The sequence below is a fragment of the Burkholderia sp. BCC0322 genome (genome assembly GCF_902833045.1).
GTDB lineage: Bacteria > Pseudomonadota > Gammaproteobacteria > Burkholderiales > Burkholderiaceae > Burkholderia.
Map to the genome: position 1 here is coordinate 478,186 of NZ_CADFDU010000002.1, position 21,967 is coordinate 500,152.

A 21,967-nucleotide genomic window follows, 5' to 3' on the forward strand; every position below is an offset into this window, starting at 1 on the left:
GAAAAAAAGAATAAATAAAGCGTCGTAAATGCCGGATACGCCGAATGGGCGTCACGCGGACGGCCGCGCGGCGAACAGCGTCTGCTTGATCCGCTGCAGCGTACGGTACGGCGTCACGAAATGCAGCAGGTTCTTGGCGAGGCCGGCCCAGTCGTACGGGTTCAGCACGTTGAAGTGGCTCAGCAGCAGCGTGAGCGTCGACACCAGCTGGCGCCGGCGCTTGGTCGCACTGATCCCGCCCTCGTTCAGCTCGTAATAGAGGCCGAGTTCCGGCAGGTTCGCGCAATCGTAGCGTTGCATTAACCGTAAAAAAAGATCGAGATCCTCGGCCGCGCGGTACTTTGCACGATAGTTGCCCACTTCGCGCACGGCGTCGATGCGCAACATCACAGAAGGATGCACGAGCGGCGAGCGCAGGAAGCGCGTGCGGCGCAACGTCTGCGGATCGGCAGGCGGCGTCAGCATGAAGCGCGGCTCGCCGGCGCGCGACACGACCTGCGTCCACATGCCGACACAGGCCACGCGCGGGTGGGCGGCGAGATACGCGCGCTCCTTCGCGAGGCGCTGCGGCGCGGCGAGATCGCCCGCGTCGATGCGCGCCGCATAGCGGAAGCCGCGCGCGGCGAGCGCGTCGATGCCGGCCGCGAGCGCACGCTCGATGCCGCCGTTCACCGGCATGCGCAGCACGTCGATCGCGAGGCCGGGCAGGTCGGGCGCGACGATCGGCGGCGTGCTGCCGTCGTCGACGATCAGCACGTGCACGGGCGTGTCCTCGCGAAACGATGCGAGGGTTCGAACGACGTCGTCGTGCCCGTTGTAGGCCGGCATCAGCACGGCCACGTCGTCGAGCGGGGTCGGGCAATCAGGGGACGTCATGGTCGCAGCTTGAAACGGATGTAATAAAAATTGACGGCGGCGGCGGCCAGATAGCCGGCCGCCAGCCCGACGAGCGCGCCGTACAGGCCGAGCCGCGGGATCGCGAACAGGTTGACGAGCGCGGCGATCGCGAGCGCGAGCAGCCATTTCGACAGCAATACGAATTTTGCTTGATATTTGAGAACGATAAGATTGCCTATCGCCTCGATGCCGGCGGGCACCGACAGCCAGACCGCCCAGCGGAAGATGTCGACCGACGCCTCGTAGCCGTGGCCGAACACCTTGCCGACGATCAGCGGGGCGGCGGCGTCGAGCACGAGCGCGCCGGCGGTCATCAGGCAGGCCGTCATCGCGATCAGCCGGACGATGTTGCGGCGCAGCCGCGCGACGTCCTGCACGCGGTAGACGAAGGCGGGCGCGATCGTCTGTGCGAGCATCAGCGCGAGCGTGATCCAGTTCTCGTTCAACTGCTGCGCGGCCGAGTAGCGGCCGAGATCGGCGAACGATACGTGACGCTCGAGCATCAGGCGGTCGAGCTTCAGGAACAGGTACATGCAGATGAGGCCGAGCCAGAACACCGTGCCGGCCGTCGCAAAGTGCCTGAACAGCGGTTTGTCGAACGTCCAGCCGAGCGCGCCGCCGTTACGATGCCGATAGTACAGCAGCAGCGCGAAGCCGATTGCGGCGGCCTCGAGCGCCCACAGCCACGCGAAGCGGGCGGGGCCCGCGGCCGCACGGACCAGTAGCCAGACGAGCAGCGCCTTCACCAGCGCGGTGACCATGCTGGTGACGAGCTGCGGCTTGCTGTAGGTCATGCTCTGCAGCCACGCGTTGACGACGCCGACGAAAGGCTCGCGGAACACCATCGTGACCGCGAGGCCCGCGAGCATCGCGCCGACCAGCGGATCGAAGGCGCCCGCGGCGATCGCGATCCAGGTCGCGACGAGCGCGGCGGCGGAGACGGCGATGCGCAGCGCGAATGCGCTGCCGAGCACCGCGCCGAGCTGGGCGGGCGGGCGCTGGACGATGGTCGGGACGAGGATTTCCGCGCCGCACACCCAGGTGAGCGGCGCCAGTACCAGGAGGAGCGTATTCGCATACTGCCATTTGCCGAACACATCTGGCCCGAAATAACGGGCCAGCAGGCCGCTGATCGCGATCGCGACGCCGATCTGTGTGAGCCGTTCGAGCCCCAACCAGACGAGATTCGCGACGGCCTTCGCGACATCCGGGTTGCCGAAGCGCTTCAGCATGCGCGGCAGCGGCGTGTGCGCAAGGCAGCCGGCAGGGCGCCCGGGGGCTGCAGGTTGGCGGCGGCGGGACGGCTAGGCATTAAAATGGGCGGCATGCGCGTCATCGAAACCCGCGATTATAAGTGGGATCGGGGTCGCTCCCGCCGTTCCGCGCCAGCGGTTTCGTCCGTGGGCCAGCCTGTATCATGCGCGGCACCGGCGAGCGGCGGCCAGGCCAGCCAGACAATTTTCCATGCACGCAACCGAGAGAAGAGAATCGATGATCTCCCAATCCATCTTCAAGGCATATGACATTCGTGGCGTGGTCGGCAAGACGCTCGACACCGACACCGCGCGCGGGATCGGCCGGGCATTCGGCAGCGAAGTGCGTGCGCAGGGCGGCGATGCGGTCGTCGTCGCGCGCGACGGCCGCCTGTCCGGGCCGGACCTCGTCGGCGCGCTGGCCGACGGCCTGCGTGCGGCGGGCGTCGATGTCGTCGACGTCGGCATGGTGCCCACGCCGGTCGGCTATTTCGCGGCGAACGTCCCGCTCGCGCTGAAGGGCGGCGAGCGCCGCGTCGATTCGTGCATCGTCGTCACGGGCAGCCACAACCCGCCCGACTACAACGGCTTCAAGATGGTGCTGCGCGGCGCCGCGATTTACGGCGAGCAGATCCAGGCGCTGTACCAACGCATCGTCGACGAGCGTTTCGAGACGGGCAACGGCTCGTACGAACAGTTCGACGTGGCCGATCAATACATCGCGCGCATCGTCGGCGACATCAAGCCGGCCCGCCCGATGAAGCTTGTCGTCGACGCCGGCAACGGCGTGGCCGGCCCGCTCGCGACGCGCCTGTTCAAGGCGCTCGGCTGCGAGCTCGTCGAGCGCTTCACCGACATCGACGGCACGTTCCCGAACCACCACCCCGATCCCGCGCACCCGGAAAACCTGCAGGACGTGATCCAGGCGCTGAAGGACACCGACGCCGAGATCGGCTTCGCGTTCGACGGCGACGGCGACCGCCTCGGCGTCGTCACGAAGGACGGCCAGATCATCTATCCGGATCGCCAGCTGATGCTGTTCGCGGAAGAAGTGCTGTCGCGCAACCCGGGCGCGCAGATCATCTATGACGTGAAGTGCACGCGCCACCTCGCGCAATGGGTGAAGTCGAAGGGCGGCGAGCCGCTGATGTGGAAGACGGGCCACTCGCTCGTGAAGGCGAAGCTGCGCGAGACGGGTGCGCCGCTCGCCGGCGAAATGAGCGGCCACGTGTTCTTCAAGGATCGCTGGTACGGCTTCGACGACGGTCTCTACACGGGCGCGCGCCTGCTCGAGATCCTCACGACGACGGCCGATCCGAGCGCGCTGCTCAACGGCCTGCCGAATGCGATGAGCACGCCCGAATTGCAGCTCTGGCTCGATGAAGGCGAGAACTTCCGCCTGATCGACAAGCTGCAGAAAGAGGCGAAATTCGACGGCGCCGAGGAAGTCGTGACGATCGACGGCCTGCGCGTCGAGTACCCGGACGGCTTCGGCCTCGCGCGTTCGTCGAACACGACGCCGGTCGTCGTGATGCGATTCGAGTCGGAGACGCAGGAAGGGCTCCAGCGCATCAAGGAGGACTTCCGCCGCGTGCTGACGGCCGCGAAGCCGGACGTCAAGCTGCCGTTCTGAGCGCCGGCGGCCTGCGGCCGCCCACCGGACGACGGCCCGTTCGTCGGCCGTGCTTGTCCCGAAAAGCGGCGCGCGCCCCAGGCGTGCGGCCGCTTTTTGTCTGTCCAGCCCCTCGGGCGGGATAAAATCCTTCCTTTATGTCTGTCGCCGGCTGCCTGCCGGCGTTTTTCCAGCGTGCAAAAGATCCTGATCGTACGCGTGTCGTCACTGGGCGACGTCGTGCACAACATGCCGGTGATCGCCGATATCCGGCGCCGCCACCCCGATGCGCAGATCGACTGGCTCGTCGAGGAAAGCTTCGTCGACCTGGTTAAGCTCGTCGACGGCGTGCGCAACGTGCTGCCCTTCTCGCTGCGCCGCTGGCGCAAGAAGCCGTTCTCGGGCGCCACGTGGCGCGAGATTCGCACGTTCCGCCAGCGTCTTGCGGCCGAGCAATACGACCTCGTGATCGACTGCCAGGGCCTCATCAAGACCGCCTGGGTCGCCAGCTGGGCGCGCGGCCCGCTCGTCGGGCTCGGCAATCGCACCGACGGCGCCGGCTACGAGTGGCCGGTGCGCTTCTTCTATCGCAAGCGCGTGCCGATCGCGCCGCGCACGCACGTCGTCGAGCGCTCGCGGCAACTCGTCGCAGCCGCGCTGGGCGACCCGGCGCCAACGCCGGCCGATCCGGTCGACTTCGGCCTCGATACGCGCGCGGCGGCGCTCGCGGTGGCCGCGCTCGGGCTGAACCTGCCGGTGCCGTACGTGATGTTCGTCCATGCGACGTCGCGTGCCGACAAGCAGTGGCCGGACGCCGCGTGGATCGAGCTCGGCCAGGCACTCGTGCGGCGCGGCGCGTCGCTCGTGCTGCCGTGGGGCAACGACGCGGAGCGCGCGACCAGCGAGCGGCTCGCGAAGGAGTTCGGCGCGGCGGCGATCGTTCCGCCGAAGCTGTCGCTGCCGGCGGTGGTCGGGCTGATCGACGGCGCGGCCGCAACCGTCGGGGTTGATACAGGTCTGGTTCACATCGCGGCCGCGCTGAAGCGTCCGACGGTCGAACTGTACAATTTCGCGACGGCCTGGCGGACCGGCGGCTACTGGTCGCCGAACGTCGTCAATCTCGGCACGGCGGGGCAACCCCCGTCGATCGCGCAGGTGAAGTCGGCGCTCGCAGGCTTCGGTCTCCTGTAACGCTGTCACACGCGCGAACCCACGCGAACCGAACATGAGCGAATCCCAGATCATCGAAGTCCCGTCCGCCGACTGGAGCGGACACAACCTGTCGGCGCCGCGCGAGCAGCTGCTGGCTGCCGTCGAGGAGGGCAAGGTGCTGTATTTTCCGCACCTGCGCTTCGCGATCGAAGGCGGCGAGGAAGCGCTGCTCGATCCGGCGCTCGCCGACCCGAAACGCAAGAACATCAGCCTCGCGCCGAACGGTGGCGCGCTCGCCGGCGTGCTCGGCGACAGCGTCACGCAGTCGGCGGTGCGCGCGCTCGTCGCGCGCTTCCAGCAGCAGGCCGGCACGCTCGTCGACGGCCTCTTTCCCGAATACCGCGGCAAGCTGCGCGTCGCGCCGACGAGCCTGCGTTTGATGCAGGTCGAGACGCGCCAGACGTCATGGCGCAAGGACGACAGCCGGCTGCACGTCGACGCGTTCCCGTCGCGGCCCAACTACGGCGAGCGCATCCTGCGCGTGTTCACGAACGTGAACCCGGCCGGCGTGCCGCGCGTGTGGCGCGTCGGCGAGCCGTTCGAGGACGTCGCGAAGCGTTTCCTGCCGCACATCAAGCCCCAGTTGCCGGGCGCGGCGTGGCTGCTGAACCTGCTGCACGTGACGAAGTCGCCGCGCAGCGCGTACGACCACCTGATGCTGAACCTGCACGACAGCATGAAGGCCGATCTCGACTACCAGAAAACCTGCCCGCAGCAGACGATGCCGTTTCCGCCGGGCAGCGTGTGGATATGTTTCTCGGATCAGACTTCGCACGCTGTGATGTCCGGCCAGTTCATGCTCGAACAGACCTTCTTCCTGCCGGTCGACGCGATGGTCCGCCGCGAATGCGCGCCGCTCGGCATTCTCGAACGCCTGAAGGGCAGGTCGCTGGTTTGAGCGCGCATCTTCTCCGAAGCAGGACGAGGGTCGCCACATGCTGAGGGTGATCTATCGCGCGCTGTGGTGGCTCGTCGCACCGATCGCCGTCATCCGGCTTTACGTGCGCTCGCGCAAGGAGCGCGGCTATCGCGAGCACATCGGCGAACGGTTCGGTTACGTGGCGGGCCGCTCGCGCGACGACCGTGCGCCGCTGATCTGGGTGCATGCGGTATCGGTCGGCGAGACGCGCGCGGCGCAGCCGCTGATCGACGCGCTGATGCACGCACGCCCCGATGCGCGCATCCTGCTCACGCACATGACGCCGAGCGGCCGCGCGACCGGCGAACAGATCTTCGGCGATCGCGTGCTGCGCTGCTACCTGCCGTACGACATGCCCGGGGCGGTACGGCGCTTCCTGCGCGCGTGGAGGCCGACGCTCGGCCTCGTGATGGAAACCGAGGTGTGGCCCACGCTGATCGACGAGTGCCGCCGCGCGGACGTGCCGCTGGTGCTGACCAATGCGCGCATGTCCGCGCGTTCTTTCCGGCGGGCATCGAAGTTCGGCGCGGCGACGCACGACGTGTTCGGCGGCTTCTCGCGCGTGCTCGCGCAGAGCCCGGCTGATGCGCAGCGGTTGACGTCGCTCGGCGCGCGCAACGTGACCGTGCTCGGCAACCTCAAGTTCGACATGACGACGCCGCCGGAACTCGCGGCGCGCGGCCATGCGTGGCGCGACGCGATTGGCGCGCGGCCCGTGTGGGTTGCCGCGAGCACGCGCGAGAACGAAGAAGCGCTGGTGCTCGACGCATTCGCGGCGATGCGCACGCCCGGCGCGCTGCTGGTGCTCGTTCCGCGTCATCCGCAGCGCTTCGCGGAGGTCGAGGCGCTCGTCGAGCGCAGCGGGCTCAAGTGCGTGCGGCGCTCCGTCTGGGCGGCCGACAAGGTGGCGCTCGCATCCGGCAGGCCGGCTGCCGAGCCGCTGCCGGACGACGTGACGGTGCTGCTCGGTGATTCGATGGGCGAGCTCGGCGCGTATTACGCGGCGGCCGACATCGCGTTCATCGGCGGCAGCCTGCTGCCGCTCGGCGGCCAGAACCTGATCGAAGCGTGCGCGGTTGGCGTGCCGGTGCTGATCGGGAAGCACGTGTTCAACTTCACGCAGGCGACCGCCGACGCGGTCGCGGCCGGCGCGGCGCTGCAGGTCGAGGATCCGCTCGATCTCGCGCACGTGCTCGATGCGCTGTTCGCCGACAAGGCGCGGCGCATCGCGATGGGCGCGGCCGGCGCGGCGTTCGCGTCGCGTCACCGCGGCGCGACCGCACGCACGGTCGACGTGCTCGCGGCACTGCTGCCGCCTGCCGAGCGTGGCGTGCGCGCGCTGCAGGACGCGCAGGACACGTCCGACGAGTAGGCGAAGGCGGCGCAATGCCGCCGGGGGCACGCGCGGCGGCACCGTATGGCGCCGCCGCGCTGCTCAGACCGTCAGCAGGCCTTTCTTCTCGATGAACGCGATGACGTCCGCAACGCCTTCGAGCGCTTTGAGGTTCGTCATCACGTAAGGCCGCTCGCCGCGCATCTTCTTCGTGTCGGACGCCATCACGTCGAGGTTCGCGCCGACCAGCGGCGCGAGATCCGTCTTGTTGATCACGAGCAGGTCGGACTTCGTGATGCCGGGGCCGCCCTTGCGCGGAATCTTCTCGCCGCCGGCCACGTCGATCACGTAGATCGTCAGGTCCGACAGCTCGGGGCTGAAGGTGGCCGCGAGATTGTCGCCGCCCGATTCGATGAACACGATGTCGGCATCGGGAAAGCGCGACAGCATCCGGTCGACGGCCTCGAGATTGATCGACGCATCCTCGCGGATCGCCGTGTGCGGGCAGCCGCCCGTCTCGACGCCCATGATGCGTTCCTCGGGCAGCGCGCCCGCGACCGTCAGCAGCCGCTGGTCTTCCTTCGTATAGATGTCGTTGGTGATCGCGACGAGGTCGTACTGGTCGCGCATTGCCTTGCACAGCATTTCGAGCAGCGTGGTCTTGCCGGAGCCGACGGGGCCGCCGATGCCGACGCGCAGCGGCGGCAGTTTCTTCGTGCGGCGAGCGGGGGAGGGAGCAGGTGCGTTCATGGCGTGGGGCGTCGTGGTTCAGGAGCGGAACAACCGCGAATACTGGGTTTCGTGCCGCGCGGACAGGATGCCGAGTTGCGGCGCGAACGTGTTGACGGCGTCGGGCGGCGTCGCGAGCGCGCGGCGTACGGCCGCGTCGATCGCACCGCGCAGCGCGACGATGATGCGTTGCCCGGCGAGCTGGCCGAGCGGTACGGCCTTCAGCGCGGCGGACGTCTGGTTCTCGACCCAGCCGAATGCGTACGCGGCGAGCACCGCTTCGGCGCTCGCGTCGTGCGCGGCGGCTGCGTATGCGAATGCAGTGGGCAGCGCGATTGGCGTCATCGCGGCGAGCGTCATGCGGCGCGCGGCATCGCCCCATTCGAGCGACGCGCAGAGCTGCGCGAGCGACCAGCCCATCTGTTCGGTCTCGCGGCGCAGTTCGGCCGATTCGCGGCTCGCGATGAACCACGCATTCTCGGTGACGAGCGCCGCCGCGTCGTGCGCGTGCCAGCGCGCGAGCTGGTGCGCGAGGAACGGCAGCTCGCCGTGCGCGAGCACGTCGGTCAGGCCGCTCGCGATCCAGTCGCGCGCGGTATCCGCGTCGTGGATCAGGTTTGCGTCGAGCGCTGCTTCGAGCCCTTGCGAATAGCTGAACGCGCCGATCGGCAGTGCCGGCGACGCAAGGTGCAGCAGCGCGACGAGTTCAGTGGTGGTCATGGCCGTGGCCGTGCGCGCAACCGGGACCGTGCTGATGGTCGTGGTCGTGGTCGTGGTCGTGCGAGTGCGAGTGCGAGTGCGAATGGCCGTGATGCTCGCCGAACACTTGCTGCGCGAGCGCGTAATCCTCGGCGAACGTCGCATCGTGCCCGTGCTTGTGGCCGCCGCCGTACGCGCCGGCTTCCGGCTGGAACGGCGCAAGGGTCTCCTCGACCTGCGAGCCGAGCCGGCGCAGCATGTCCGCGAGCACCGGGTCGGCTTCGAGCTTCAGGTAGCCGTCGCCGATCTCGACCGGCGTGTGACGGTTGCCGAGGTGGTATGCGGCGCGCATCAGCGTGAGCGGATCGGCCGCGCGCACGCGCAGCACGGCTTCGGGTGCCGCGGCAATGCGCACGAGCGCGCCATCGTCGGCGACGAGCACGTCGCCGTCGCGCAGGATCGTGCCGCGCGGCAGCAGGACCGCAACGTCCTCGCCGGTGTCGAGCGTCGCCGCGAGGCGGCTCTTGCAGCGGGCGTCGTAGGCGAGCGTGAGCGTCGGCGCGCGCGCGACGAGCGACGCGGCGAGTTTCACGTTCGGGGCAATGCGTTTGTCGAGGGTGCGCATGAAACGAAAAACCGGATATCAGAACAGGAAATAACGCTGCGCCATCGGCAACACCGTGGCCGGCTCGCAGGTGAGCAACTGGCCGTCGGCGATCACGTCGTAGGTCTCGGGGTCGACGCTGATCGTCGGACGCCACGCGTTGTGGATCATGTCGGCCTTCGTCACGTTGCGGCAGTTGCGCACGGGCACGATCCGCTTCGCGAGGCCGTAGCGTTCCGCGATGCCCGCATCGGCGGCCATCTGCGACACGAAGGTCAGCGACGTGCGCGCGAGCGCCCCGCCGCGGGTGGCGAACATCTCGCGATAGTGGACTGGCTGCGGCGTGGGAATCGACGCGTTCGGGTCGCCCATCTGCGCCATCGCGATCATCCCGCCCTTGAGGATCATCGACGGCTTGATCCCGAAGAACGCGGGCTCCCACAGCACGAGGTCGGCCCACTTGCCGGGCTCGATCGAGCCGACCTCGTGCGCGATGCCGTGCGTGAGCGCCGGGTTGATCGTGTACTTCGCGACGTAGCGCTTCGCGCGGAAGTTGTCGTTGCGTGCGTTGTCTTCCGGCAGCGCGCCGCGCTGTACCTTCATCTTGTGCGCGGTCTGCCAGGTGCGGATGATCACCTCGCCGACGCGGCCCATCGCCTGCGAATCGGACGACAGCATCGACAGCGCGCCGAGATCGTGCAGGATGTCCTCGGCCGCGATCGTCTCGCGGCGGATCCGCGATTCGGCGAACGCGAGATCCTCGGCAATCGACGGATCGAGGTGATGGCACACCATCAGCATGTCGAGATGCTCGTCGAGCGTGTTGATCGTGTACGGGCGCGTCGGGTTGGTCGACGACGGCAGCACGTTCGCCTCGCCGCACACCTTCAGGATGTCGGGCGCATGGCCGCCGCCCGCGCCTTCGGTGTGGTACGTGTGGATCGTGCGGCCCTTGAACGCGGCGACCGTCGATTCGACGAAGCCGCCTTCGTTGAGCGTGTCGGTGTGGATCGCGACCTGCGTGTCGGTGTCGTCGGCGACGGAAAGACAGTTGTCGATCGCGGCGGGTGTCGTGCCCCAGTCCTCGTGCAGCTTCAGCCCGATCGCGCCGGCCGCGATCTGTTCGACGAGCGGCTGCGGCAGGCTCGCGTTGCCCTTGCCGAGAAAGCCTAGGTTGATCGGCCAGCCGTCGGCGGCCTGCAGCATCCGCTCCATGTGCCACGGGCCCGGCGTGCAGGTCGTCGCGTTGGTGCCGGTGGCGGGCCCCGTGCCGCCGCCGAGCATCGTCGTGACGCCCGATGCAAGCGCCTCGTCGATTTGCTGCGGGCTGATGAAGTGGATGTGCGTGTCGATGCCGCCGGCCGTCACGATCAGCCCTTCGCCGGCGATCACTTCGGTTGCGGCGCCGATCGCGATCGTCACGCCCGGCTGGATGTCCGGATTGCCGGCCTTGCCGATCGCGGCGATGCGGCCGTGTTTGATCGCGATGTCGGCCTTCACGATGCCCCAGTGATCGAGGATCACCGCATTCGTGATGATCGTGTCGGGCACGTCGGCGGCCACGCGCTGCGACTGGCCCATCCCGTCGCGGATCACTTTCCCGCCGCCGAATTTCACTTCCTCGCCGTAGGTCGTGAAGTCGCGTTCGATCTCGATCAGCAGTTCGGTATCGGCGAGCCGGACGCGGTCGCCCGTCGTCGGCCCGAACATTTCCGCGTACGCGCGGCGGCTCAAGCGTAGTGTCATGTCGTGCTGTTCCTGAAGAGAAGCGCGGGAGCGGCTCAGAGCGGCCCCATCACCTTGCCCTGAAAACCGTAGACGGCGCGATCGCCCGCGAGCGCGACCAGCTCGACGGTGCGCGTCTGGCCCGGCTCGAAGCGCACCGCGGTGCCGGCCGCGATGTTCAGGCGAAAGCCGCGCGCGGCCGTGCGATCGAACGACAGCGCGTCGTTGACTTCGAAGAAGTGGTAGTGCGAGCCGACCTGCACGGGGCGGTCGCCGGTGTTCGCGACGACGAGCGTCAGCGTCGTGCGGCCCGCGTTCAGTTCGTGTTCGCCTTCGTCGGTGAGGATTTCGCCGGGGATCATGCGGGGCCTCACGGAATCGGGTGATGGACGGTCACGAGCTTCGTGCCGTCGGGGAAGGTCGCCTCGACCTGGATGTCGGGAATCATCTCCGGCACGCCGTCCATCACGTCGTCGCGCGTGAGCAGCGTCGTGCCGTAATGCATCACCTCGGCGACCGTCTTGCCGTCGCGCGCGGCTTCCATCAGCGCGGCGGTGATGAAGGCGACCGCCTCCGGATAATTGAGCTTCAGGCCGCGTGCGCGACGGCGCTCCGCCAGCAGCGCCGCCGTGAAGATCAGCAGCTTGTCCTTCTCTCGGGGAGTCAGTTTCATGAAGGCAAACGTTCAGGAAAACGTAATTGTTATCGGAGCGTGCGCAACGGGGCGAACGCGCGGGTCATCGTAGCACCGCGCTGTTTTGCGTGCGTCGTGTATCGGTTATGTAAGCAGCAAGGCGCGTGCCATGTGCATGGAACGCCGCGCGATGCGCGTTCGTGGTGCGCGATGCATGAACAACGTGCGGCGCTCGCCGCGATGCTGCGCCGAAATGGTGCGCGGCGCGATCGCGCTCAGGTTTGCCAGAGGCGCAGCGGCTGTGCGTCGACGCCGTGCACGATAGGCCGCAGATGCAGCCAGCAGTCGGTGAAGTAGCGTTGCAGCGCTTCCATCGACGTCGACAGCGCACGGACCAGCACGACGCCCGGCGTCACGCAGGTCGCGCCTGCGCGCAGCGTGGCGTCGAACGGCATCCGCGCGGCGAGCGATTCGGCGAGCGCGGCATCGCACGCGGCGCCGGCGGCCCACAGCGTGCCGTATGCCGGAAAGCCGGCGAGACCCTGCAGCGCGCCCCGCAGCGGGTCGTGTGCATCGAGCAGTGCGCGTTCGGTCCATAGCGGCCGGCCGCCGGCATCGACGAGCGCCGAAGTCGACGCGATGCGGCCTGTCGACCAGGTTTCGCCGGCCGCCTGCCGGCCGAGCTGCGACGCGTCCCAGCCGATCGCACTGGCGCCCGCGCCGAGCTTGACCGTGAAGTCGAGCGACGCGTGCGCCGCGTCGAAGAACAGGTTGTTCTGCGGCAGCCAGTCGAGTTTCGCGTGTTCGCCGACCGTGATGCCGATGCGCTGTGTCGCGTCCAGCCCGTTCGACTTGTACCACTTGGTCGCGCCGGGCGTCGTCAGCACCGCGTGCGTGCCGTCGCCGAGCGTGATGTCGATGTCGAGCCGGTCGCCGCCCGCGACGCCGCCTGGCGGGTGGACGATCACCGCATGGCAGATCGCGTCGCCTTCCGGGTACAGCGGCCGCTGCACGCGCAGCGGGCCGTCGTGCAGCCGGTGCGCGAGTGTCGTGCGCGCGCCGTGCCGCTCGAAGCCGAGTTCGAGGCGGCCGCGCCACGACTTGGCGACGGCAGGGCGGGACAGCGAGGCATGGGAATCGGAGGCGGACATCGGCGGCGAGCGGGAAACGACGGAAACGGGCGCGAAGAACGTGGATGCTACCGGAACAATAATGCAGTTGCCGGGTTCGTTGAAAGCGCCGCGTGCGGTCGCACCGCGAACCGGCCGCCCGTGCCCGCTGCCGTGCCGGGCGTCACACCGCGATCAGTTCGCGCACGCCGTTCGACTCCATGTCGCGCCCCTCGCCGCCCGCGACGATCTCGCCGCGGCTCATCACCCAGTAGCGATCCGCGATCGAGCGCGCGAAATCGTAATACTGCTCGACGAGCAGCACCGTCAGGTTCGATTCGTCGACGAGCTGGCGCAGCGTGCGGCCGATGTCCAGGATGATCGACGGCTGGATGCCTTCGGTCGGCTCGTCGAGGATCAGCAACTGCGGCTCGCTCATCAGCGCGCGGCCTATCGCGAGCTGCTGCTGCTGGCCGCCCGACAGGTCGCCGCCGCGCCGCGCGCGCATGTCCTTGAGCACCGGGAACAGGTCGTAGATGCGGTCGGGCACCTTCGACGGCGCCTTGCGGCTCGCCGCGCCGACGAGCAGGTTTTCCTCGACGGTCAGCCGCGGAAAGATGTCGCGACCCTGCGGCACGTACGCGAGCCCGGCCGCGACGCGCGCATACGGCGGCAGCGCGCCGAGCGCCGTGCCGCGCCACGACACGCTGCCGCTCTTCGCGGCGACGACGCCCATCACGCAGCGCAGCAGCGTGCTCTTGCCGACGCCGTTGCGGCCGAGCAGCACGGTGAGCTTGCCGTCGTCGGCGGCGAGGTTCACGTCGCGCAGGATATGGCTGCCGCCGTAGTACTGGTTCAGTGCTTCGATCTTCAGCATCGCATCATCGTCCGAGATAAGACTCGATCACCGCGTCGTCGCGCTTGACCTGGTCGAGCGTGCCCTGCGCGAGCACCGCGCCTTCGGCCATCACCGTCACGCGGCCCGTGTCGCCCGCGAGCGCCGCGACGAATTCCATGTCGTGCTCGACGACCATCATCGAGCAGGTGCCGCGCAGCGTGTTCAGCAGCTCGGCGAGTTCCATCGTCTCGTGGTCGGTCATCCCGGCCGCCGGCTCGTCGAGCAGCAGCAGCGCGGGGCGCTGCATCAGCAGCATGCCGATCTCGAGCCGCTGCTTCTGCCCGTGCGACAGTTCGCCGGCCGCGCGGAATGCGTGGCTTTCGAGGCCGATCAGCGCGAGCGTCTCCTCGATCTTCGCCTGCGCGGATCGGTCGAGCCGCGCGCGCAGCGACGCGAGCCAGCCCTTGTCGGTCTGCATCGCGAGCTCGAGGTTCTCCCACACAGGATGCTGTTCGAACACGGTCGGCTTCTGGAACTTGCGGCCGATGCCCGCGCGCGCGATCTCGGGCTCGTTCATCCGCGCGAGGTCTAGCGTCTGGCCGAGAAACACCTTGCCCGCGTCGGGGCGCGTCTTGCCGGTGATGACGTCCATCATCGTCGTCTTGCCTGCACCATTCGGGCCGATCACGCAGCGCAGCTCGCCCGCGTCGATCGCGAGCGACAGCTTCTTCAGCGCACGGAAGCCGTCGAAGCTCACCTCGATATCCTCGAGGTAGAGGATCGTGCCGTGCGACGTGTCGATGCCGGGCGGCACCACGCGCCCCATCGATGCGGTGCCGCTGACGGCCAGCAGTTCGTCCTCGGGCGGCGGCGTGAATTGGTAGAGGGCCGTTCCGTTCATGCGCGTTTCCCCTTCGCGAGCACGGTTTCGACGAGGCCCATGATCCCGCGCGGCAGCAGCAGCGGCACGAGCACGAAGATCAGGCCGAGGAAGAACAGCCAGTATTCGGCGAAGTACGCGGTAAACAGGCTCTTCGCGCCGTTCACCGCGAACGCGCCGACGATCGGCCCGATCAGCGTGCCGCGCCCGCCCACCGCGACCCAGATCGCCATCTCGATCGAGTTGCCCGGCGACATCTCGCCGGGGTTGATGATGCCGACCTGCGGCACGTACAGCGCGCCCGCGATGCCGCACAGCACGGCCGACACGGTCCACACGAACAGCTTGTATGCGAGCGGGCTGTAGCCGAGGAACATCAGCCGCGTCTCGCCGTCGCGCACCGCGGTGACGACGCGCCCGAGCTTGCTCGTGACGATCGCACGCGCGGCGATGAACGCGAGCACCAGCGTCGCGAACGTCAGCAGCAACAGCACCGTGCGCGTGCCGGGCGACGTGATCGCAAAACCCGCGATGCGCTTGAAGTCGGTAAAGCCGTTGTTGCCGCCGAAGCCCGTCTCGTTGCGATAGAACAGCAGCATCGCGGCGAACGTCAGCGCCTGCGTGATGATCGACAGGTACACGCCCTTCACGCGCGAGCGGAACGTGAAGAAGCCGAACACCCAGGCGAGCACGGCCGGCACGAGCACGACCAGCAGCAGCGCCCATGCGAGATGCTGCGTGCCGCTCCAGTACCACGGCAACTGGTGCCAGTCGAGGAACACCATGAAGTCGGGCAGGTCGCTGCCGTACTTGCCGTCGCGGCCGATCTCGCGCATCAGGTACATGCCGATCGCATAGCCGCCGAGCGCGAAGAAGAGGCCATGGCCGAGGCTCAGGATCCCGCAGTAGCCCCACACGAGATCGAGCGCGAGCGCGGCGATCGCGTAGCACATCAGCTTGCCGGTGAGCGTCATCGCGTACGCGGACAGATGGAACGCGCTCGACTCCGGCGCGACGAGCGCGGCGAGCGGCACGCCGATGCCGATTGCGATGCACAGCGCGATCAGCGCGAGCCACGCGCGCCGCGACAGCAGCGCGGGGCGGGGCGGCAGGCCGAGCGCGAAGCCGTCGGCCGCGCGTGCGGCGGCAGCCGGCTGCGACGCATCAGCGGCCGGGTTCGACAACGAGTGGGTGAATGAAGTCACGTCAAGCCTCCGCGCTGCGGCCCTTCAGGGCGAACATGCCCTGAGGACGTTTCTGGATGAACAGCACGATCATCACGAGCACCGCGATCTTCGCGAGCACGGCGCCCCAGAACGGCTCGATCGCCTTGCTCGCGAGGCCGAGCCCGAAGCCGCCGAGCACGGTGCCGGCGATCTGCCCGACACCGCCGAGCACGACCGCCATGAACGAATCGATGATGTAGTTCTGGCCGAGGTCGGGGCCCACGTTGCCGATCTGCGACAGCGCGCAGCCGCCGAGGCCCGCGATGCCCGCGCCGAACGCGAACGCGTACATGTCGACGCGTGCGGTCTTCACGCCGACGCACGCGGCCATCCGGCGGTTCTGCGTGACGGCACGCACGAACAGGCCGAGCCGCGTCTTCGTCAGCACGGCCCACGCGACGAACACCACCGCGAGTGCGAACGCGAGGATCGCGAGCCGGTTGTACGGCAGGATCAGGTTCTGCATCACGGTCACGCCGCCGCTCATCCACGACGGGTTCACGACCTGCACGTTCTGCGCACCGAACAGCATCCTCGTTGCCTGGATCAGGATCAGGCTCACGCCGAAGGTCGCAAGCAGCGTCTCGAGCGGGCGGCCGTACAGGTGTCGCAGCACGAGCCGTTCGAGCACGATGCCGACGAGCGCGGCCGCCGCGAACGACGCGGGCACCGCGACGAGCGGATACCAGTCGAACGCGCCGGGCGCGTAGCGCTGGATCAGCGTCTGCACGACATAGGTTGCGTACGCACCGATCATCAGGAATTCGCCGTGCGCCATGTTGATCACGCCGATCAGCCCGTACGTGATCGCGAGGCCGAGCGCGGCGAGCAGCAGCACGCTGCCGAGCGACAGGCCGGCGAACAGGGTGCCGACGATCTCGCCGCGGCGCTGCAGCGTGTGCAGTGCATCGAGCCCTTGCTGCGCGGCGTCGCGCACGCGCGCGTCGGGCTCCGCATAGCTGCCGTCCGCGTTCTTCGCGACGAGCGGGCGGAGTTGTTCGATTATGTCGAGGTCGCGGCGCGCGGCCACCACCTGCACGGCTTCGAGGCGTTTCGCCGGATCGGCGTCGTGCAGCGCGGCGATCGCCCACAGTGCGTCGAGGCGGCGCTTCAGCGCGGGATCGGTTTCCTTTGCGCGCGCGCGATCGATCATCGGCTTGAGCGCCGGGTCGGGCGACTTCAGCAGCGCGTCGATCGCGTCGCGGCGCGCGGCGACGTCGGGCGACGCGAGCGCGAGGCCCGACAATGCGCCCGCGATCTTCGTGCGCAGCAGGTTGTTCAGCATCACGGGCTGCGCGTCTCCAGCCGGCGTCGCGGCTTGCGTGAGCGCATCGTGCGCGGTGTCGCCGGCCTGGATCAGCAGGCGGCCGTCGCCGGTCGCGAGCGCGTCGCCGGTCGACAGCGCGTTGAGCAGCGCGACGGCGCGCGGATCGGAGTCGGCGGCGAGCCGTTCGATCGCGGCCGTCTTCGCGTCGAAATCGTCGCCGGCGAGCGCGGCGGTGTCGGTGGCCGTCAGCGCGAACGCGGCGCGTGGCAGCCCGCCCGCGAGGGCAGCGCACGCGACGATTGCGACGGCGGCTCGGCGAAAGCGTGTAGGCATCGGGAAATCCTGTCGGGCGTGGGGAAGCGGATGCCGGCGGCGATGCGCGGGCGCGGGCGGTTCGTCACGGCAAGCGCGACCGGTGCTTCGATATCGGCATCGGCGTGCGAGCGGCACGTCGCGCGTGAAGCGCGACGCGCCACGTTGCATCAGGCCAGCGCCGCGCGCTGCCGGCGCAGGAACGCCGGGATCGAGCTGACGACGTCCGGCTTGCCCTGGTTGCCCGCGATGAACGGGCTCCACGGTTGCGCGCGCACCGCGGTCTTGGTCTTCCACACGACGTTGAACTGCCCGTCGCCGCGGATCTCGCCGATCATCACCGGCTTGTGCAGGTGATGGTTGCCATCCATCGTGAGCGTGAAACCCGACGGCGCGGCGACGGTCTGGCCGATCATCGCGACGCGCACTTTGTCGACGTCGGTGCTCTTCGCCTTCTCGACGGCCTGCTTCCACATGTGGATACCGACGTAGGTCGCTTCCATCGGGTCATTGGTCACGCGCTTCGCGCCGCCCGGCAGGTTGTTCGCCTTCACCCAAGCGGCGAACTGGTCCTTGAACTTCGTGTTGGTCGGGTTCTTCACCGACATGAAGTAATTCCACGCGGCGAGGTGGCCGACGAGCGGCTTCGTGTCGATCCCGCGCAGCTCTTCCTCGCCGACCGAGAACGCGACGACCGGCACGTCGGTCGCCTTGATCCCCTGGTTGCCGAGCTCCTTGTAGAACGGCACGTTCGAGTCGCCGTTGATCGTCGAGATCACGGTCGTCTTGCCGCCTTGCGAGAAGGTCTTGATGTTCGCGACGATGGTCTGGTAATCGCTGTGGCCGAACGGCGTGTAGACCTCCTGAATATCGGCATCCTTCACGCCCTTCGATTTCAGGAACGCGCGCAGGATCTTGTTGGTCGTGCGCGGATACACGTAGTCCGTGCCGAGCAGGAAGAAGCGCTTCGCGCCGCCGCCTTCCGCGCTCATCAGGTACTCGACGGCCGGGATCGCCTGCTGGTTGGGCGCCGCGCCCGTGTAGAACACGTTGCGCGACATTTCCTCGCCTTCGTACTGCACCGGGTAGTAGAGGAGGCCGTTCAGTTCCTCGAATACCGGCAGCACCGACTTGCGCGACACCGACGTCCAGCAGCCGAACACGCATGCGACCTTGTCCTGCGTGAGCAGCTGGCGCGCCTTCTCGGCGAACAGCGGCCAGTTCGACGCGGGATCGACCACCACGGGCTCGAGCTTGCGGCCCATCACGCCGCCGCTCTTGTTGATGTCGGCGATCGTCATCAGCGCGGTGTCCTTCAGCGACGTCTCCGAGATCGCCATCGTGCCCGACAGCGAATGCAGGATGCCGACCTTGATCGGGCCGGTGCCGGCATCGGCCGCGTGTACGAACGGGCTCTTGCCCGCGAGCGCGAGTGCGCCGGCCATCGAACCGAACTTCAACAGACTGCGACGTTTCATCGGGTTCCCCTTGACGTGTTGGATATGCGTGCGCCGTGAAGGCGTCGGCCAAGGGGTAACGCAAGGCATGTGCCAGTCGTGCGGATGCACGTCCGGCGTGCCTGCACGGGGCGGTGCGTGGCGTCGGGACGGTGCGCATGACGCGTCGTGCAGCATGCCCGGTCCGTCGCGGTGCAGGTTCACGGGCGCAAATGGTGCACGGTCGGGTTTCCCTGTTCCGGTGCCTGCACCTGCACGTCGTGCGGGAACGGCCGTGCACCATGACTTCGCGCCACGATCGACGACGCCGAAGCAAACCGGAGCGGGAAAGAGAAACGGGCGCGCCATGCGCGCCCGTTCGGCGGATCGGTGTGACCGTCGGCAGGGTGCCGGCCGGTGCGGCGGCGCGTGTGCGCCGCCGGCAGGATCAGTAACGCGGCACGGACGGATCGACGTCGCGCGACCACGCGTCGATCCCGCCTTGCAGGTTGTACAGCTTCGTGAAGCCGCGCGATTCGAGGAACATGGCGACCTGCGCGCTGCGCATCCCGTGATGGCACACGCAGACGATTTCCGCCTCGTCGTCGAGCTCTTCGCTGCGCGCGGGAATCTGCTGCATCGGGATCGACACGCTGCCGGCGATGTGCGCGGTCGCGATTTCCCACGGTTCGCGCACGTCGAGCACGACCGGCGCGGGGCGCGCCTTGTCGCCGAGCCATTGCGCGAGCATCGCGGCCGTCAGGATCTGCATGGTGGCTCCGTCGCTCAGAACTTGAAGCGCGACGGCTCGATCGCGTTGACGAGGTGGTCGATGTACGTTTCGAACACGTCTGCGACGCGGTACTGCTTGTCGTCGATGCGCGTGATGATCTGCGCCTTCATCACCGGACGGCCGCCGACGAATGCCGAGAGGCGGCCGCCGACCTTCAGTTGTTCGAGCATTTCCTGCGGCACGGCGGGCAGGCCGCCCGCGACGCAGATCACGTCATACGGCGCCTTGCCGGCCCAGCCGCGCGAACCGTCGCCGAGCACGACTTCCGCGTTGGTCACGCCGTCGTTGCGCAGGTTGTCTTCCGCGAACTTCGCGTTGGTCGGATCGATCTCGACGGCCGTCACGTGCTGCGCGCGGTGCGCGAACAGCGCAGCCAGGTAGCCCGAGCCGGCGCCGATGATGAGCACGTTCTCGTGCTTCTTGACCGTCAGCTCCTGCAGCACGCGCGCTTCGACGCGCGGGAACAGCATCTTGCTGCCGCCCGGCAGCGGGAGTTCGAGGTCGGCGAACGCGAGATCGCGGTATTCGGCCGGCACATAGTTTTCACGCTTGACGATCGACAGCAGGCCCAGGACGTCGAGATCCAGCACGTCCCACGGCCGGATCTGTTGTTCGATCATGTTGAAACGCGCGTTTTCGATATTCATGGTGTGGTCACGCAGCCAGGTCGGCCATCAGCGGGGATAGAGAAACTTCGTGATTGTACCAAACGGGGCGGCCGGGAAGCCTTCAGGCGGCCTGCAACAGACCTTTACCCCTTGCTCTTCTTGATCTGCGCCTCGAACGCGAGGTCGAGCTTGCTCGCCTTGCGCGGCTTTTGGGGACCGAATTCGTCGACGAACTTGACGAACTCGTCGAGCGGCAGCGGCTCGCAGCGCTTCTCGGAGGCGCCGCCGGAGCGGTCGACGAGATAGAACAGGCCGCCCGCCGTCGCGACGGCCGCGAATTGCGGGTTGCCGGAGCGGGTCTTCAGGCGTTCGACCGCGTGGGTCGCTTTGGTGGTGCGCATCGTGCGGATTCTGGCGGGGGCGTAAGCCCCACACTGTATCAAACCGGCCGCCCGCGTGCGGCCGGCCGGGGCCGTCCAATTCAGACCGTGCGCGAATAGCGCTGCTGCTGCGCCTGGCCGAGATACGCGTCGAATGTCATCGCGATGTTGCGCACGACCATCCGGCCGGCCGGATGGATCGTCAGGCGGTCGGCCGCGATCGTCAGCAGCCCGTCGCGCTCGAACGGGCGCAGTGCGTCGAGTTCGCGCGCGAAATGATCGGCGAAGCGGATGCCGTGCGCGGCCTCGACGTGCGAGAACGGCAGGTCGAGGTTGCACATCAGTTGCGTGATCACGTCGCGGCGCAGCCGGTCGTCGGGCGTGAGCCGTACGCCGCGCGCGATCGGCAGCCGGCCCGCGTCGAGCGCGGCGCCGTACGCGGGCAGGTCTTTCGCGTTCTGCGCGTAGACGTCGCCGACCTTGCCGATCGACGACACGCCGAACCCGACGAGGTCGGTATCCGCACGCGTGCTGTAGCCCTGGAAATTGCGCTGCAGCGTGCCGTTGCGCTGCGCGCGCACGAGCTCGTCGGACGGCCGCGCGAAGTGGTCCATCCCGATGTACACGTAGCCGGCCGACGTCAGCATGTCGATCGCGAGGCCGAGCAGCGCGATGCGCGTCTCCGGCGGTGGCAGTGTCGCGTCGTCGATCTGACGCTGCATCTTGAACAGGTGCGGCATGTGCGCGTAGCCGAACACCGACAGGCGGTCGGGCGCGAGTTCGATGATCGTTTCCAGCGTGCGTGCGAACACGGAGACGGTCTGGTGCGGTAGCCCGTAGATCAGGTCGACGCTCACCGAATGAAAGCCCGTCGTGCGCGCGGTGGAGAGCAGGTCGGCCGTGATCGCGAGCGGCTGGATGCGGTTGATCGCCTGCTGCACGACCGGATCGAAATCCTGCACGCCGAGGCTCAGCCGGTTGAAGCCGATGTTGCGCAGGTGGACGAGCGTCGCGGGCGTGACCGTGCGCGGGTCGATCTCGATCGAGAATTCGGCGTCGGCGTCCGGCGCGAGCGCGAAGTGCTCACGGGTGGCCGCCATCAGCTCTGCCGTTTCGTCGTCCGACAGGAAGGTCGGCGTGCCGCCGCCCCAGTGCAGCTGCGTGACCGGGCGCGCGGGATCGAACAGCGCGGCCTGCAGCGCCATCTCGCGCTTGAGCTGGTCGAGATACGGGCGCGCGCGGCGGCGGTTGTTGGTCGCGATCCTGTTGCAGCCGCAGTAGAAGCACGCGGTGTTGCAGAACGGGATGTGGAAGTACAGCGACAGTTCGCTCGACGACGCGCCGGGGTCGCTGGCCGCGCGGACATAGTCGGCCGGGTCGAAATCGTCGCGGAACTGCAGCGCGGTGGGGTACGACGTATAGCGCGGCCCGTTCGCGCCGTACTTCGCGAGCAAATCGGGACGGAACATTGTGTCGGCAGAACCGGAATGCATGATGGTCT

22 protein-coding genes are annotated in these 21,967 nt (G+C 68.2%); 4 read left to right on the forward strand and 18 right to left on the reverse strand.

The features are described 5' to 3' along the window. Positions 1-51: 51 nt before the first annotated feature. Together HWX39_RS08185 and HWX39_RS08190 are read right to left on the reverse strand one after the other, a co-directional pair. Positions 52-876, reverse strand: coding sequence for a glycosyltransferase (locus HWX39_RS08185; protein ID WP_175966885.1), 825 nt, complete (start codon positions 874-876; stop codon positions 52-54). Then, positions 873-2,129: an oligosaccharide flippase family protein gene (locus tag HWX39_RS08190; protein WP_175966887.1), complete on the reverse strand. Its 1,257-nt coding sequence runs from the start codon at positions 2,127-2,129 to the stop codon at positions 873-875. The genes HWX39_RS08185 and HWX39_RS08190 overlap by 4 nt, the downstream gene beginning before the upstream one ends. Positions 2,130-2,388: 259 nt before the next feature. Here HWX39_RS08190 and HWX39_RS08195 point away from each other — a divergent pair, with 259 nt between their 5' ends. From HWX39_RS08195 to waaA, 4 genes are all read left to right on the forward strand, one after another. Beyond that, entirely contained in the window at positions 2,389-3,783 is a 1,395-nt protein-coding gene (locus HWX39_RS08195; RefSeq protein WP_175966889.1) for a phosphomannomutase/phosphoglucomutase, read from the forward strand. Positions 3,784-3,957: 174 nt separating this feature from the next. After that, positions 3,958-4,953 carry a lipopolysaccharide heptosyltransferase I gene (waaC, locus tag HWX39_RS08200; protein ID WP_175966891.1) on the forward strand — a complete coding sequence of 332 codons (996 nt, stop codon included), beginning with the start codon at positions 3,958-3,960 and terminating at the stop codon, positions 4,951-4,953. A 34-nt stretch (positions 4,954-4,987) separates the two neighbouring features. After that, entirely contained in the window at positions 4,988-5,872 is an 885-nt protein-coding gene (locus tag HWX39_RS08205; protein ID WP_175966893.1) for a Kdo hydroxylase family protein, read from the forward strand. A gap of 37 nt (positions 5,873-5,909) precedes the next feature. Continuing rightward, the gene (gene waaA, locus HWX39_RS08210) at positions 5,910-7,265 is read left to right on the forward strand and encodes a lipid IV(A) 3-deoxy-D-manno-octulosonic acid transferase (RefSeq protein WP_175966895.1); all 1,356 of its coding nucleotides are present in this window, start codon (positions 5,910-5,912) and stop codon (positions 7,263-7,265) included. A 63-nt stretch (positions 7,266-7,328) separates the two neighbouring features. Here waaA and ureG read toward each other — a convergent pair whose 3' ends face one another. The 16 genes from ureG to hemN form a co-directional block, all read right to left on the reverse strand. Beyond that, positions 7,329-7,976, reverse strand: a complete 648-nt coding sequence (ureG, locus tag HWX39_RS08215) for an urease accessory protein UreG (protein WP_174986866.1) — start codon at positions 7,974-7,976, stop codon at positions 7,329-7,331. Between the two features lie 18 nt (positions 7,977-7,994). Then, entirely contained in the window at positions 7,995-8,675 is a 681-nt protein-coding gene (locus HWX39_RS08220; RefSeq protein WP_175966897.1) for an urease accessory UreF family protein, read from the reverse strand. Beyond that, the gene (gene ureE, locus HWX39_RS08225; protein ID WP_175966899.1) at positions 8,662-9,279 is read right to left on the reverse strand and encodes an urease accessory protein UreE; all 618 of its coding nucleotides are present in this window, start codon (positions 9,277-9,279) and stop codon (positions 8,662-8,664) included. The genes HWX39_RS08220 and ureE overlap by 14 nt, the downstream gene beginning before the upstream one ends. An 18-nt stretch (positions 9,280-9,297) precedes the next feature. Next, positions 9,298-11,004 carry an urease subunit alpha gene (gene ureC, locus HWX39_RS08230; RefSeq protein ID WP_175966901.1) on the reverse strand — a complete coding sequence of 569 codons (1,707 nt, stop codon included), beginning with the start codon at positions 11,002-11,004 and terminating at the stop codon, positions 9,298-9,300. A 35-nt stretch (positions 11,005-11,039) separates the two neighbouring features. Next, on the reverse strand, positions 11,040-11,345 hold the full coding sequence (locus HWX39_RS08235) for an urease subunit beta (RefSeq protein WP_175966912.1): 306 nt from the start codon (positions 11,343-11,345) through the stop codon (positions 11,040-11,042). Positions 11,346-11,353: 8 nt separating this feature from the next. Then, the gene (gene ureA / locus HWX39_RS08240; RefSeq protein WP_006406310.1) at positions 11,354-11,656 is read right to left on the reverse strand and encodes an urease subunit gamma; all 303 of its coding nucleotides are present in this window, start codon (positions 11,654-11,656) and stop codon (positions 11,354-11,356) included. Between the two features lie 236 nt (positions 11,657-11,892). After that, entirely contained in the window at positions 11,893-12,768 is an 876-nt protein-coding gene (locus HWX39_RS08245; RefSeq protein ID WP_175966914.1) for an urease accessory protein UreD, read from the reverse strand. Between the two features lie 142 nt (positions 12,769-12,910). Further along, complete coding sequence (gene urtE / locus HWX39_RS08250) at positions 12,911-13,603, reverse strand: urea ABC transporter ATP-binding subunit UrtE (protein ID WP_175966917.1); 693 nt, start codon at positions 13,601-13,603, stop codon at positions 12,911-12,913. Between the two features lie 4 nt (positions 13,604-13,607). Continuing rightward, positions 13,608-14,465: an urea ABC transporter ATP-binding protein UrtD gene (gene urtD, locus HWX39_RS08255; RefSeq protein ID WP_175951560.1), complete on the reverse strand. Its 858-nt coding sequence runs from the start codon at positions 14,463-14,465 to the stop codon at positions 13,608-13,610. Continuing rightward, complete coding sequence (gene urtC, locus HWX39_RS08260) at positions 14,462-15,649, reverse strand: urea ABC transporter permease subunit UrtC (RefSeq protein WP_175966919.1); 1,188 nt, start codon at positions 15,647-15,649, stop codon at positions 14,462-14,464. The genes urtD and urtC overlap by 4 nt, the downstream gene beginning before the upstream one ends. A 1-nt stretch (position 15,650) precedes the next feature. Then, positions 15,651-17,270 carry an urea ABC transporter permease subunit UrtB gene (gene urtB / locus HWX39_RS08265; protein WP_175966921.1) on the reverse strand — a complete coding sequence of 540 codons (1,620 nt, stop codon included), beginning with the start codon at positions 17,268-17,270 and terminating at the stop codon, positions 15,651-15,653. A 149-nt stretch (positions 17,271-17,419) separates the two neighbouring features. Further along, positions 17,420-18,727, reverse strand: coding sequence for an urea ABC transporter substrate-binding protein (urtA, locus tag HWX39_RS08270; RefSeq protein WP_175966923.1), 1,308 nt, complete (start codon positions 18,725-18,727; stop codon positions 17,420-17,422). A gap of 406 nt (positions 18,728-19,133) precedes the next feature. Beyond that, the gene (locus tag HWX39_RS08275; RefSeq protein ID WP_175966926.1) at positions 19,134-19,457 is read right to left on the reverse strand and encodes a rhodanese-like domain-containing protein; all 324 of its coding nucleotides are present in this window, start codon (positions 19,455-19,457) and stop codon (positions 19,134-19,136) included. A 14-nt stretch (positions 19,458-19,471) separates the two neighbouring features. Continuing rightward, positions 19,472-20,125 (reverse strand): protein-L-isoaspartate O-methyltransferase, encoded by a 654-nt coding sequence (locus tag HWX39_RS08280; protein ID WP_175966928.1) that lies wholly within the window; start codon positions 20,123-20,125, stop codon positions 19,472-19,474. Between the two features lie 104 nt (positions 20,126-20,229). Beyond that, entirely contained in the window at positions 20,230-20,487 is a 258-nt protein-coding gene (locus HWX39_RS08285) for a hypothetical protein (protein ID WP_175966930.1), read from the reverse strand. Positions 20,488-20,567: 80 nt separating this feature from the next. After that, a complete protein-coding gene (gene hemN, locus HWX39_RS08290; protein WP_175966933.1) occupies positions 20,568-21,959 on the reverse strand; it encodes an oxygen-independent coproporphyrinogen III oxidase in 1,392 nt (463 codons plus the stop codon). Positions 21,960-21,967: the final 8 nt, after the last annotated feature.

Excerpts from the sequence above, each read along its gene's own strand:
- HWX39_RS08190 (WP_175966887.1), bottom strand. The coding sequence starts at position 2,129 with ATGCTGAAGCGCTTCGGCAACCCGGATGTCGCGAAGGCCGTCGCGAAT.
- ureE (WP_175966899.1), bottom strand. The coding sequence starts at position 9,279 with ATGCGCACCCTCGACAAACGCATTGCCCCGAACGTGAAACTCGCCGCG.
- urtD (WP_175951560.1), bottom strand. The coding sequence starts at position 14,465 with ATGAACGGAACGGCCCTCTACCAATTCACGCCGCCGCCCGAGGACGAA.
- urtB (WP_175966921.1), bottom strand. The coding sequence starts at position 17,270 with ATGCCTACACGCTTTCGCCGAGCCGCCGTCGCAATCGTCGCGTGCGCT.
- hemN (WP_175966933.1), bottom strand. The coding sequence starts at position 21,959 with ATGCATTCCGGTTCTGCCGACACAATGTTCCGTCCCGATTTGCTCGCG.
- HWX39_RS08220 (WP_175966897.1), bottom strand. The coding sequence starts at position 8,675 with ATGACCACCACTGAACTCGTCGCGCTGCTGCACCTTGCGTCGCCGGCA.
- HWX39_RS08280 (WP_175966928.1), bottom strand. The coding sequence starts at position 20,125 with ATGAATATCGAAAACGCGCGTTTCAACATGATCGAACAACAGATCCGG.
- HWX39_RS08195 (WP_175966889.1), top strand. The coding sequence starts at position 2,389 with ATGATCTCCCAATCCATCTTCAAGGCATATGACATTCGTGGCGTGGTC.
- ureG (WP_174986866.1), bottom strand. The coding sequence starts at position 7,976 with ATGAACGCACCTGCTCCCTCCCCCGCTCGCCGCACGAAGAAACTGCCG.
- ureA (WP_006406310.1), bottom strand. The coding sequence starts at position 11,656 with ATGAAACTGACTCCCCGAGAGAAGGACAAGCTGCTGATCTTCACGGCG.
- urtE (WP_175966917.1), bottom strand. The coding sequence starts at position 13,603 with ATGCTGAAGATCGAAGCACTGAACCAGTACTACGGCGGCAGCCATATC.
- HWX39_RS08205 (WP_175966893.1), top strand. The coding sequence starts at position 4,988 with ATGAGCGAATCCCAGATCATCGAAGTCCCGTCCGCCGACTGGAGCGGA.
- ureC (WP_175966901.1), bottom strand. The coding sequence starts at position 11,004 with ATGACACTACGCTTGAGCCGCCGCGCGTACGCGGAAATGTTCGGGCCG.
- HWX39_RS08185 (WP_175966885.1), bottom strand. The coding sequence starts at position 876 with ATGACGTCCCCTGATTGCCCGACCCCGCTCGACGACGTGGCCGTGCTG.
- HWX39_RS08275 (WP_175966926.1), bottom strand. The coding sequence starts at position 19,457 with ATGCAGATCCTGACGGCCGCGATGCTCGCGCAATGGCTCGGCGACAAG.
- waaA (WP_175966895.1), top strand. The coding sequence starts at position 5,910 with ATGCTGAGGGTGATCTATCGCGCGCTGTGGTGGCTCGTCGCACCGATC.
- HWX39_RS08245 (WP_175966914.1), bottom strand. The coding sequence starts at position 12,768 with ATGTCCGCCTCCGATTCCCATGCCTCGCTGTCCCGCCCTGCCGTCGCC.
- HWX39_RS08235 (WP_175966912.1), bottom strand. The coding sequence starts at position 11,345 with ATGATCCCCGGCGAAATCCTCACCGACGAAGGCGAACACGAACTGAAC.
- urtA (WP_175966923.1), bottom strand. The coding sequence starts at position 18,727 with ATGAAACGTCGCAGTCTGTTGAAGTTCGGTTCGATGGCCGGCGCACTC.
- HWX39_RS08285 (WP_175966930.1), bottom strand. The coding sequence starts at position 20,487 with ATGCGCACCACCAAAGCGACCCACGCGGTCGAACGCCTGAAGACCCGC.